This is a genomic window from Agrobacterium vitis, from assembly GCF_013337045.2.
GTDB lineage: Bacteria > Pseudomonadota > Alphaproteobacteria > Rhizobiales > Rhizobiaceae > Allorhizobium > Allorhizobium vitis_B.
In genome coordinates this window covers 616,713-628,846 of sequence record NZ_CP118259.1, presented here as the reverse complement: position 1 = coordinate 628,846, position 12,134 = coordinate 616,713, and the positions used below count along the sequence as shown (strand labels likewise).

Below are 12,134 nucleotides of genomic sequence, written 5' to 3'. Positions count from 1 at the left end.
TGCGGCACCGGGGTTTTTCATTTCCATGCTCATAGGAGGGGTCACATGAGCACTACAGTTACACCCGGCATAGCGTATGCCTATGGCTATTCCTCAACCAAGGCTGCGGAGGCCGATACCGAGTTTATGGCGAGTTTGCCTGACGATAGCCAACCCAAGACCGCCTTGCAGGTGGAAATGGAAGCGATGTGGACGGAGGCTGCGGCGGAGCAGGCCAAGATTGAAGCCGAGAGCAAGCCGGCAACAATCTATTCAAAGATGGAAATCAGCATCGGAACGGTTACCATCTACAACGAGGGCGCCTGGATGTTTACTCCTTATGAGCAAGGAGAAGGAAGTGCCGATGTCATGGAACAGTTTAGAAACAGTATCGACTGGGACAATCTCGACACGCCGGAAGAACGCACCGCTGCGATCATAGCTGAATATAGCGGCAAGCTCACCGCAGACGATTTCGAGAGCGGCGACAAGAGCCTTAAGACAGAGCTGATGAGCAGGATGTTCAGCAGCGATGCCATGGTCAACAGGATGTTCCTGACCGATACCGGTGAAAATATTCAGGACGATTTGGCCGAGACGGATGAAGATACGGCGACGGATCAAGGCGCGGACGCTGCACCGTCTCCGGCCTCCACCTCTGCGGCGGCCAGCGAGTTGTTGGCGGTGCAGGGGCTGGCCGCAGCCGTCTGATCGGCCTCCTCTGTCTCACCCATGACACAGATCTGCGGTTTGCTGATACCCAACCATTGATGGCAACGGAGGATCGCCCATGGCCTTGCAGAATTATCGCTACGTTCCCGGCACGATCATCATCATCGGCAAGCAGCCGGATGGCGATTCGGTGCGGTTTCGCCCGGATGATGAAAACCTGCTTGCCGATATCTACCGCGCCCATCTGCTGCGACCCGCCAAGGATGGCAGCCATCAACTGCGGCTGGAAGGGATCGATACGCCCGAAACCCATTACGAGAGCAAGGCACAGCCGCGCGGCGGGGTGGCGCGGGATTATCTGCTGCGCGATCTCATCGGCTTTTCCTCCTTTTCGCTCACGAAAGAAACCGTCACCGCTGCCGAGCCGCAAACCATCCAGGCCGGGATTCTGACGGCCTCCGCCGATGTTCACGGGCGGCCGATCTGCTATCTGACGTTTAACGGCAATCCGTTTTCCTCCGGCGATACCGGCGCGATTTCAACCAAGACCCTGGAGGCCAGCGCCAATTACCGGTTGATTTCCAGCGGCATGGCCTATCCCATGCTCTATAGTTCCGCGCCGGTGGACCAACGCGAGACGATTTCCGAGGCCGCAAGACAGGCGCGGGATGCGGACCTTGGCGTCTGGGCGGTGGATAAGACGGAACGGTTTGCCCTCACCGATCTCAGCGATCTTGGCTGGGCGAGCGGCAGCAAGCCGGGCGAGGAAGAGGAAGACGGCACCGGCAAGGCCCAACTGATCTTTCCGAAACTCTTCCGCCGCGGCTGCGATTTTCTCAAATCCGGTGAGACCGATCTGGTCGAGTGGCTGCGCAAGACGGAGAGCGAAAACGACAAGGTGATTATCGACAACCGAACGGAAGTGCCGCTCTCGCAATTGCTGCGCCGGGAAAACGACCGCTACCGTTTCGATGCCGATCTGACACAGGCGGTGTTTGTCGAAAAGTAATACGGAGGTTTAGAAAATGACGCTTCGTATTCCTTTTGAAAATATTTCAAGCCTCTGATAATTTTGATATATTTTCAATTTTTCAAGTCGAGGATGCGGTTCGCATCTTCGAGACTTGGCATAAGGCGACGCCTCATGAAACAGACCTGTGGTATCAGCCCCGAAGGTTTTCAAACATCAGATAGAATGCACTTGTCACAAGCAGTGTTGCTAAAACTCTGTTGAGCACTTTCAACGCGCCGGGGCTTTGCACCCACGTCCCCATACGAGCCCCGGCTGCGGCCCATACGGCAATCGAGACGTAGCACACAAGACCATAGACAAGCGCGAAGATCGGAAGGGCGAACGGAACCCCGTCAAGCGCAAACGCACCGACGCCAGCCATGCTGGCGAGCCACGCCTTGGGATTAAGCCATTGCATAGAGGCAGCTTGCAGCAGGGAGGGTGGCCTTGCTTCCTCTTCACCAGCGAGAGCCCCATGATCGACCGCCAAGCCATAGGCCATATAAAGCAGGAACCCCACCCCAGCCCATTTCACGATCAGCAGCATCAAGGGGAATTCCCGGACGCTCTCTTCCAAGCAATAGCCCACGATGAGAAGCAGCAATACGAAGCCGAGGCTTGCCCCAAGCACATGAGACTGCGACTTCCGCAGGCCGTACCGCATGCCCGAGGCGAGAGCGACAATATTGACCGGGCCGGGAGAAATGGACGCCGCCAAGGCGAAAGCTGTCATTGACAGAAGTAACGGAAAATTCACAGTCGTCTCGCTCTATCTACTTTTCTAGGGTTTGTCAGGGAAAAGTGGAAACCGGCTTTCGGTCCGGAAATGTGTAAACAAAAACTTAGAGACCTTACGCGATTCAACGAAACGCGGACGTGCTCTACAGCGCCGTGCGCCCTATATGGCGCACAAAGGTTCGCTGTCGCTCTTTATATATGCTACATAATTTTCGCTTTAAACCGATTCCGGTTTAAAGCATTATGCAGCAGCCTTATCTGATTATTCAAAGATAGAAAATTTTTTCGTGGCCTGCCTTACCTGCTGATCCGGCCCCGCGATCAGCATGGCAATCAAACCAAGCCTTTCAGCCGTGCTGGATGCAACAGCCCCGGAATACGCTTGAACGTCATTGCTCGTCGCCTGCCCCTCACCAGAGAAGACAAGAACAACCAAATCCTCACGCTGGCACAATGTCTTTGCCGTATTCAATATCTGCTGTCCACCGCTTGCCTTCAGCAGCACGATATTCTGGTTGACGGTCGCATGGGGAAGGCCATCAAGGTCAACAACCGGAGATGGCGCGAAGAAACCCTGACGGCAGGCTGCCAATTGCCCACTTAAAATCGCGGCGGCATTCGCAGCCAATCCGCCTGATAGCGCTTTTGTTACGACTATGGCGACTCTTTGCATTCCGATGCCTCCGATGCAAACAATAGCCAAGCCATATCCCGTTGACGGCGCAATACTTGACATATCGGCAGATTAAAATGCTCAGCAACTAGCTGATTCGTGACCGCCGCGAACCGCAAATCATCTTCATTCATGCAATGCGCAGCGACTTCGTTACTAGAAACTTCTACTGTTTCGCCATACGTGAAGCAAGAAATGCATGGAAGGAGGCTTGCGGTCGCTGGATGGTGAAACAGTTTTTCATAACGATGCGCACCTAGCCGGCCACAAGCAACCAAGGCAGGAATTTCGAACGTCGTCGCGCCTCTTAAAGCAAGCCGCTCATCCATAAGAAAGGAACCTACACCAGGGTAAGCAGCAGGCACCAGCAGCAAATCATCGGCCTCACCGCGCAAACCGGCTGCGGCCTCTTCAAATGAAGGGTATCCAAATATATTTGAATTTTCGAATAGTTTTTTTGCCGCAAATATCGAACACGTTATTGCCGTCTCAACATTGCCAAGGGTGTGAATTCGACCGCGAAATCGCCTATAGTTAAATTCATTCAATATCATCTAAAAACACCTCAGATAGACTTGGCTGTTTATAGGACTGCGTCACAAGTTATGTCAATCATAGATTGCAAACCATCATCCTAAACGCTCTTTTCCGAACACACTCGCCTACCGCGCGCCCAAGTCGCTGTTGAAGGGCCTACAACACCGATCCGCAGTGTCACCCAATCATGAACACTGCATTTCTCTTTCGCTCGGTTGTGAAACAGCCCCTGCCCGCCTACATCGGGCAGGCAATTCTCCTCCCATAAGGATAGTATCGTGCTGCTTGATAAATTGAACTGGCGTTATGCCGCCAAGAAAATGGACCCGTCAAAGACTGTTGCCGAAGACAAGGTCGAGCGTATTGTCGAGGCGGCCCGGCTGGCGCCGACCTCCAGCGGCTTGCAGCCGTTTTCCGTGCTTGTCGTGACCAACAAGGAGATCCGCGAGCGGATCAAGCCGATCGCCTGGAACCAGGGCCAGATCACCGATTGCTCGCATCTGCTGGTGTTTGCCGCCTGGGACAATTACACGGCGGAACGGATCAACACGATGTTTGATCTCACCAATGCCGAGCGCAATTTCACCAATGAAGGCTGGGAAAACTATCGCAAGATGCTGCTGGATACCTATCCACCACGCGACGCCGAAGTGAATTTCGAACATGCGGCCCGCCAGGCCTATATCGCGCTTGGGCTGTCGCTGACGGCTGCCGCCTTCGAAGAGGTGGATTCCACCCCGATGGAAGGCTTCGATCCGGCGGCGCTTGATGAAATTCTCGATCTGCGCGCCAAGGGCCTGCGCTCCGTCGCCATCCTGCCGCTCGGCTATCGTCAGCCGGACGGCGACTGGCTGGTCAACCTGAAAAAAGTCCGCCGCGCTCGTGAAGACTTCGTTATCGAGGTGAAGTGAGAGGATCTTTCCTCCTCACTCCCGGCAATCGGCCAGCGCCGTCACCGGCGCGTTGACGATCAGCACCCCGAACGAGGGATAGAGCCGGCTCAGAACCGCCGTCACTTCGGGACTAACCACCCAGACCTCCCGGCCCTCGCCACTGCATTGCGCATGGCGGGGGCCAAGGGCTGCTTCCAGCGATTGTTCCGTCTTGCGAAAACCGAACAGATCGTTTTCACCGGCGTAAAGAAACAGGCTGGACGGCTTGCCAAACCTGGAGACGATGCAAAGGCGCAGGCTGGCCGAGAACGTGCCGATGCCGCCAAGCTGTTGCTGCGGTTTGGCGATGTCCAGTTGCGCCGAGCAATTGTCCGGCCTTTCAACGGCGACTTCGCCATAAGACTTCAGCCAGGCCTCCGTGGCATCCGCATCATTCCATGGCGGCGGTTCGGTCTTCAGCCGGGCGAGCAATGCCGTCAATGCCACCTTGTCCAACAGCGCATTGGGCGGCGCGGAATTGATCTTGCAATTGGCATCCGGAGGGGCGGACGCAAACAATGTCAGTTGCGCGGTGGCTTCCGTCTCGTAGACATCGACCCGCAAGGCCAGCGAACGGTCCTTATGAACCGCCCAATAGGCTTGAATGTCATCGCTACAGGCGGGATCGGATGGGCCGAAGGTTTGATCGAGCTTCTGGCGAAAACCATCCACTGCCGCCTTGCCGGTAAAGCGCATGTCGATCAGCGTGCCGCGCACCTCGTCATGAACGACCGGCAGGACATAGACCAGGCCCGGCACATTGCCTGTTAATTGGTGCAGGCTGGCCGTTTCTTCCGGCGGGGAAACCAGACCGGCGAAATGCCCGGCCAGAACCGCTTCATCCCCCAGCGCCTTTTCCATGTCGCCGACTTTTTCGACGATCCGCGTCGCATCCTGATCGCCCAGAAAGCCCGGATCACGGGCGGTGAACGGCTCTGCTGCCATGGTGGAGACGGCAGCAAACAGGCCGGACAAGGCAGCGGCAGCAAGGGCGAAAATTATGCGGTATACCGGGGCCATGCTCGCCTTCAACAAAGGGATGCTTTTCCCTTTGGTTAGCACAGCCTCGCTATGCCGGGCAAATCACTCCGCCACGGCCTCCACCGGTTTCGGGGCACCGCCGGTCGGCAAGCGGACGTTTTTCAAGCAGCAGGACGCGATGAAGCCGCAGCCAATAATCAGCGCCATGCTGATAAACACCGGCCCGAATGCATGGGCATAGGTGGCCGAGACCGCCGCACGGGCTGCCGGGTCCAGCGCCGCAATGGCCGCCGGTGTCAGGCTTTCGATATTGCCGACGCCGGGGATTGCTGCACCGCCGGTCATGAAGGCGGATAGCACCGCGCCATAGATGGAAATGGCGATGGAGGCGCCACCCATGCGGGTCAGCGTCACCGTGCCGGTGGCAGCCCCGACATCCTTCTGGGCCACGGCATTCTGCACGCCGATTACCGGGATCTGCTGGCCGATACCGACGCTGATGCCATGCATCAGCATCAGGGCGCCAATCACCGCAATCGGCGTGCCAACCGGCAATTGGCTGAACAGGGTAAAAGCAATGCAGCTGCCCGCGCCGCCGATCACCCCGAAGATCTTGTAGCGACCTGTCGAGGAAATCAGCCGTCCGCTGCTGAGCGAACCAATGGCGATGCCGCCCGTCACAGCAATGAACAACAGACCAGCCAGTGTCGGCGACAGCCCGGTGGTGGTTTGCAGATAGAGCGCAACATAATTGACAGAGCCGATACCGACAGCACCGCTGGCCAGCGATATGATCCACAGCAGCCGGGCGGTGGAATTGCGCATCAGGCTGATCGGCACCATCGGTTCTGCAGCCCGCTTTTCCACCTGCACGAACACGACGGCGCAGACCAGACCGAAGGCAACGACGCCGAGGCTTGCCGGTGCTACCAACGAACCAAAGATCTGGCCGCTATCGGCCCAGAACACCACGCTGGTCACAGCGCAGGCCAGCAGCAGCGCCCCGGCATAGTCGATTTTCGGACGCCGATGCGGCTTGCGATAGGGCAGATAGAGGCCAAGACCAACCAGCACCAGAATGCCGATCGGCAAATTGACGAGAAAGATCGACCGCCAGCCGAACAGGTCGCTCATCGTGCCGCCCAGGGTGGGACCGACCGCGCCTGATGCCATCAGCACCAGGCTGGAATAGCTCTGATAACGAGCCCGCACCCGCGGCTCGAACAGGTCGGCATTGATGGAAAAAATCGACACCATGATGCCGCCGCCACCAAGCCCTTGTAGAACCCGTGCTGCAATCAGCGTGTTCATCGAGACCGCCGAGCCGCAGATCAGCGAGCCGACGGTGAAAATCGCGATGGCCGTCATCATCACATATTTGCGGCCGAACAGATCGCCCAGCTTGCCATAGAGCGGCATGACCGCGCTGGTGGCCAGAAGATAGGCGGACCCCACCCACCCGAACCGCTCCAGCTGGCCGAACTCGCCAACGATGGTCGGCAATGCCGTGGAGACAATCTGATTGTCCAGCGTCGCCATGAACAGCGCCGTCATCAGGAACAGAAACAACATCATCCGCAGGCGCGGGTCCGGCACCAGTGACTGGAAGGGTGGCGGCTCCACCGTCTTGGGAGCGACGGCCGGATCGGACAGGGCAGTATCCATGCAGAAATCTCTTTGGTTGCAAGGCAGAAGGAGCTGGAAAGGCGCGATTGTCTGGGGTGCGATGGCCTGAACGAGCGGAGAACGGAACGTTCATTGCTCTTGTCATATATGTGATAAAAGCATATATTGTGTTTTATTGTCAATCAGCACATATATGATAAAAGCACATATTTTCGTGAACTCCCATCTGCACTGGCTTTCGCATGACCCAACCTCAAGACCGCGCCGAACATCTGCCCGCCCCGGGCGCCGATCTTGCTGGTGAGCAAGCCCCTGCGGGCGTCGAAACGGCCTTGGACGGCATTTCACAGACCATGGCCCGGCTGCGCATGATGATGGGCCGCCGCTTCATGTCGCGCATTGCGCTCAGCCGGATGAGCGAGGGCCACGGCATGGAACTTTCCCACTTCGATGTGGTGAAGGTGGTTTCCCATGCCGCGCGTGGCCAGGAAGTGACCGTCGGGGTGATTGCCGAGCAGATGCGTATCGATCCGTCGCGGGCAAGCCGCGTCGTGGCCGATCTCGTCCGGCGCGGCGCCCTGCGGCGGGAGGCCTCACAGGCCGATGCCCGGCGCACCATCGTCACCCTGACGCCAGTCGGCGAGGAATTGCTGCATCACTTCGACACTGTGCGCCGCGAGGTGATTGGCCAGACCGTGGAAGACTGGAGCGCTGACGACATCATCACATTCGAAACCCTGTTCGATCGCTTCATCTGTGGGCTGGAATGCCGGGGAACGATGCTGGCCAAAGAGGCCGGAGATAAGATTTAATACCAAGGGCCGCCTTCCATTCATACTTCAGATTGCCGCCGGTTTTGCATGACATCGGGTGCGCATGAAACGATGGACCGGAAAATCGGATTGATCTTGCCGCTGCCGTGGTTGCAAGATCCGTTATGGGTGATACCTTTCGACCTCGCCGGATGACCGTATTCTCTTTCGGCCAATGATTGTCCCGGAAAAGGGAAATCCGATTTTTCCGAAAAGACAAACGAAAACCTGTTGTGCTCCAGAGGTCGTTTTGATGATTATGTTCCGCTGTAGATCCTTGCTGTTCCCATCCTCAGGCCTGTTGACAGCGCTGGCACTGGTGCTTGCGCCGATGACATCGCTTCATGCCGCCTCGCCTGCTCCGGTCGAAGGCCGAAACGGCATGGTGGTCACGGCCCAGCATCTGGCGACCGATATCGGCGTGCAGGTTCTGAAATCCGGCGGCAATGCGGTCGATGCCGCCGTGGCTGTCGGCTATGCGCTGGCGGTGACCTATCCGACCGCCGGAAATATCGGCGGCGGCGGCTTCATGACCATTCGGCTGAAAGATGGCAGTACCGATTTCATCGATTTCCGTGAAAAGGCGCCGCTGGCCGCCAAGAAGGACATGTATCTCGACGACAAGGGCGAGATCGTGCCGCGTGCCAGCCTGGATGGCTATCTGGCCGTCGGCGTGCCCGGTACCGTCAAGGGCCTGGAACTGGCGCGGGAAAAATACGGCGCCAAGGACCGCGCCACCCTGCTTGCCCCGGCGATTGCGCTGGCCCGTGACGGGTTCACGCTCAACCAGGGCGATGCCGCCATTCTGGCCGGTGGTGCCAAGCGACTGGCAAAAGACCCGGCAGCGGCAAAAATCTTCCTGAAAGCCGATGGCGCGCCCTATGGCGCAGGCGAAGTGCTGAAACAGCCAGATCTGGCCAATGTGCTGGCCAGCATTGCCGAAAAAGGCCCTGATGCCTTCTACAAGGGCATGCCTGCCCAGGCGATTGCCAAGGCCAGCGCCGATGGCAAGGGCATCTTGACCGCCTCAGATTTTGAGACCTATGCGGTGCGTGAGTTGAAGCCGGTCGAATGCGATTATCGCGGCTACCATATCATCTCCTCGCCGCCGCCATCATCGGGCGGGGTGATCATCTGCGAAATCCTCAATATTCTGGAGGCCTATCCGCTGGCCGAGCAAGGCTACGGCGCGGCCACCACCGTGCATCAGATGGTCGAGGCGATGCGCTATGCCTATGTTGATCGCAATGCGGCGCTGGGCGATCCGGACTTTGTCAACAATCCGCTGCCAAAAATGCTGGACAAGGCCTATGCCGCCGAAATCCGCGCTAAGATCACTCCTGATAAAGCCGGTCAATCCGCCAATCTGAAGCCGTTCGGGGGCAAGGAAAGCACCGAGACCACGCAATATTCAATCATCGACGGTGACGGCAACGCGGTTTCCGTCACCTATACGCTGAACGGCTCGTTCGGCGCGGGCGTGGTCGCCCCCGGCACCGGCATTCTCCTCAACAACGAGATGGACGATTTCACCTCCAAGCCCGGTGTGGCCAATCTCTACGGGTTGGTGCAGGGCGAGGCCAATGCGATTGCGCCGAAGAAAACGCCGCTCTCCTCGATGAGCCCGACCATCGTCACCAAGGATGGCAAGCCGTTCATGGTGATCGGCAGCCCCGGCGGCTCACGCATCATCACCATCACGCTGGAAGCGATCCTCAATGTGGTGGATTTCGGCATGGACATTTCCGCCGCCGTCAATGCGCCGCGCATTCACCATCAATGGCAGCCGGACAAGATCTATTACGAGCCCTACGCGCTATCGCCCGATACGCTCCAGAAGCTGAAGGACATGGGCTATACCCTTGATGGCGGCAATGACGGCCCGGTCTGGGGCCAGGCCGCCGGCATTCTGGTTGGAGGCAAGAGCGTCTCTGACATTGCCAAGGCCGCAGACAAGGCATCCGGCTATTTCGGCGCCATCGACAGCCGAGCTGTCGCCGGTTCCGCCAAGGGTTATTGACGAGGCTTGCCGACGAAGACGGTGGCCGGGGCCGCCGTCACAGTTCGATCAAGGCCAGGGCGTCCGGCGGCGGACGGCTTTCCACCCTTCGGTAGAGGCGGCAATCCAGCGTGCGCGACAACAGCCTGTTATTGACCATTTCCCGGCGCAGCAGGACATGATCGCCAAAGCCATTCAAGCTTCGGAGCAGCGCATTGACCTCTGTTTCCGGCATGTCCCTATCGGCGGGAAAGGCCGCCCAGAGCTTCCACAGACCCAGCCGCTGATGGCTGGTTTTGGATGGCCAGCGGATCAGCACGCCCTTGCCATCGAAGCAGCGTGCGACGGCCTCGACAAGCCGGTAATCAACCGGCGGATCGGCCGCCTTTGGCAGAGCCAGTCTTGCCTGGGCGGCGCGTGAGGCTTTCCAGTGCTGGAAATTGGCGTGGCCTGAGGCGCGGGCGAGCATATTGAGAAGCTCGACATGGCCGGGTGCTCTCTCATGCTTTTGAAGTTCGCGGCCAAGACGGCGGGCAAGATCGGAAATATCTGCAATTTCATAAGAGTAAGTCAGACGCGACATCGCTTTATCCTTCGATAGATGCGCCCATGCCATGCCGGTAGCCACCGTCCTGCCAGCGGGCGCAATAAAGCGTGCCGTGGGTCTACAGCGCCGTGCGCCATATATGGCCCACAAAGGTTCGCTGTAGGTATGATGCAGGTTTAGCTCTCCTTTGCAGGAGCGGTAGCGTCTGGGTGAACTGCGGACCCTGTTAAGATTGATAGGCGCAAACTGTTTTCACTGTCAATCCCGCGCTTCCCAAGGCTGCATTTCAAGGATAGCCTCTGCACCAACATCATCTCAGGGAGCCCCTCCATGTTGAAAGTCTATGGCTGCTATAAATCCCGCGCCACGCGCGTCATATGGCTTGCGGAAGAGCTGGAACTGGCCTTCGATCATATCCCGGTTCTGCAGGCGGTGAAGCTGGACAATCCGCTGGCGCCGGATGCGCCGATCAACACGCAGTCGCCAGCCTTTCTGGCCATCAATCCCTTCGGCGCGATCCCGGTAATCGAGGATGACGGGCTAGTGCTCTCCGAATCGCTCGCCATCACCCTCTACCTCGCCAAGCAATATGGCGGCGAGATCGGTCCGAGGGATCTGGAGGAAGATGCGCTGATGATGCAGTGGTCGCTGTTTGCTGCCACCGAAATCGAAGGCAATGCGCTGAAAATCTCCCGGATCTCCATGGACGGTCGGCTGGACAGTGAAGCCGGTCAATCGGAAGCAGCCGCTGCCGCCCGGTTGTTGAAGCGGCCGATGGCCGTGCTGGAAAAGCATTTCTCGGCCAAGGAATTCGCCGTGTCCGACCGCTTCACGGTGGCTGACATCAATCTTGCCGAAATCGTTCGCTACGCCCAGCCTTATACGCCGGTGATGGACGCCCATCCGAGCGTCAGTGCCTGGCTTGACCGCTGCCAGAGCCGCCCGGCCTTCAAGGCCATGTGGGAAAGACGGGTTGCGGAGTAACCGATGCATCCAGCTCCGACGCTGACCCTGGCACCGCTGGCGCGCGAAGACTGCGCCCGCGTACTGCATCTGGCCTTGCCGCCCGCGCAGCAGGTCTTTGCCGGTTCGATTGCAGAAGCCGTCGAAGACGCTGATCCGGCGGTGGATTTTCACATCGGCAGTGTCTGTGAGGAGCCTGTCTGCTTCTTCAAGATTGACCGGGGCTATGACACCCGGCTCGCAGGGTTTGATTTGGCAGAGCACGGTTTCCAGCCCGGCGATCTCGGCCTGCGGGCGCTGATCGTCGGCAGCCAATTTCAGGGAAAAGGCTTTGGCAAGGCAGCCATGGTCGCCCTTCCCGCCTATCTCGCCCGCCATTATCCGGCCAGACACTGTTTCCTCACCGTCAACCTGCGCAATCCCACGGCAATTGGCCTCTACACAAAAAGCGGCTGGCAGAATACCGGCCAGACCTATCTCGGCGGCAAGGCCGGGCCGCAGGTGCTGATGCGGCTGGACCTTTGATCGATCCAATAGCGGTTCACCGGCAGGCTGGGCCAGCCTACACCCCTAAAAACAACCTGAAATTGCTTTTTATACCAATACATTCTGTGGAAAGGTCGGCTTTTAACGTCTGAATTCGGTTTTTAACATTTTCCGATA

General features: G+C 58.1%; 13 protein-coding genes. 7 read left to right on the top strand and 6 right to left on the bottom strand.

Annotated elements, in window-relative coordinates; all coding sequences use genetic code 11:
* The first annotated feature begins 45 nt into the window (after positions 1-45).
* On the top strand, positions 46-690 hold the full coding sequence (locus tag G6L01_RS02885; RefSeq protein ID WP_070167730.1) for a hypothetical protein: 645 nt from the start codon (positions 46-48) through the stop codon (positions 688-690).
* Positions 691-769: 79 nt separating this feature from the next.
* On the top strand, positions 770-1,660 hold the full coding sequence (locus tag G6L01_RS02880; RefSeq protein ID WP_070167729.1) for a thermonuclease family protein: 891 nt from the start codon (positions 770-772) through the stop codon (positions 1,658-1,660).
* A gap of 154 nt (positions 1,661-1,814) precedes the next feature.
* Here G6L01_RS02880 and G6L01_RS02875 read toward each other — a convergent pair whose 3' ends face one another.
* The 3 genes from G6L01_RS02875 to G6L01_RS02865 all read right to left on the bottom strand — a co-directional run bounded on the left by G6L01_RS02875 (position 1,815) and on the right by G6L01_RS02865 (position 3,628).
* Positions 1,815-2,420, bottom strand: a complete 606-nt coding sequence (locus G6L01_RS02875; RefSeq protein WP_337692727.1) for a LysE family translocator — start codon at positions 2,418-2,420, stop codon at positions 1,815-1,817.
* A gap of 243 nt (positions 2,421-2,663) precedes the next feature.
* Positions 2,664-3,074, bottom strand: coding sequence for a DUF2000 family protein (locus tag G6L01_RS02870; protein WP_174089184.1), 411 nt, complete (start codon positions 3,072-3,074; stop codon positions 2,664-2,666).
* Positions 3,056-3,628: a hypothetical protein gene (locus G6L01_RS02865; protein ID WP_139190247.1), complete on the bottom strand. Its 573-nt coding sequence runs from the start codon at positions 3,626-3,628 to the stop codon at positions 3,056-3,058. Before G6L01_RS02865 ends, G6L01_RS02870 begins: the two co-directional genes overlap by 19 nt.
* Before the next feature lie 261 nt (positions 3,629-3,889).
* Between G6L01_RS02865 and G6L01_RS02860 the strand changes: the two genes are divergently transcribed.
* Complete coding sequence (locus G6L01_RS02860; protein WP_070167726.1) at positions 3,890-4,522, top strand: NAD(P)H-dependent oxidoreductase; 633 nt, start codon at positions 3,890-3,892, stop codon at positions 4,520-4,522.
* 15 nt (positions 4,523-4,537) lie between these two features.
* On the opposite strand, the gene G6L01_RS02855 is transcribed toward G6L01_RS02860, so the two are convergent.
* Together G6L01_RS02855 and G6L01_RS02850 are read right to left on the bottom strand one after the other, a co-directional pair.
* The gene (locus tag G6L01_RS02855) at positions 4,538-5,563 is read right to left on the bottom strand and encodes a hypothetical protein (protein WP_070167725.1); all 1,026 of its coding nucleotides are present in this window, start codon (positions 5,561-5,563) and stop codon (positions 4,538-4,540) included.
* Between the two features lie 63 nt (positions 5,564-5,626).
* Complete coding sequence (locus tag G6L01_RS02850) at positions 5,627-7,099, bottom strand: MDR family MFS transporter (protein ID WP_070167900.1); 1,473 nt, start codon at positions 7,097-7,099, stop codon at positions 5,627-5,629.
* Positions 7,100-7,392: 293 nt separating this feature from the next.
* On the opposite strand from G6L01_RS02850, the gene G6L01_RS02845 reads away from it, so the two are divergent.
* Positions 7,393-7,962, top strand: coding sequence for a MarR family winged helix-turn-helix transcriptional regulator (locus G6L01_RS02845; protein ID WP_234891929.1), 570 nt, complete (start codon positions 7,393-7,395; stop codon positions 7,960-7,962).
* 331 nt (positions 7,963-8,293) lie between these two features.
* Positions 8,294-9,982: a gamma-glutamyltransferase gene (gene ggt / locus G6L01_RS02840; protein ID WP_420359853.1), complete on the top strand. Its 1,689-nt coding sequence runs from the start codon at positions 8,294-8,296 to the stop codon at positions 9,980-9,982.
* A 37-nt stretch (positions 9,983-10,019) separates the two neighbouring features.
* Here ggt and G6L01_RS02835 read toward each other — a convergent pair whose 3' ends face one another.
* A complete protein-coding gene (locus G6L01_RS02835; RefSeq protein WP_070167897.1) occupies positions 10,020-10,544 on the bottom strand; it encodes a DUF2087 domain-containing protein in 525 nt (174 codons plus the stop codon).
* A gap of 294 nt (positions 10,545-10,838) precedes the next feature.
* Between G6L01_RS02835 and G6L01_RS02830 the strand changes: the two genes are divergently transcribed.
* Both G6L01_RS02830 and G6L01_RS02825 read left to right on the top strand, forming a co-directional pair.
* A complete protein-coding gene (locus G6L01_RS02830; protein ID WP_070167724.1) occupies positions 10,839-11,492 on the top strand; it encodes a glutathione S-transferase family protein in 654 nt (217 codons plus the stop codon).
* A gap of 3 nt (positions 11,493-11,495) precedes the next feature.
* Positions 11,496-11,996 (top strand): GNAT family N-acetyltransferase, encoded by a 501-nt coding sequence (locus G6L01_RS02825; RefSeq protein ID WP_070167723.1) that lies wholly within the window; start codon positions 11,496-11,498, stop codon positions 11,994-11,996.
* Positions 11,997-12,134 lie beyond the last annotated feature (138 nt).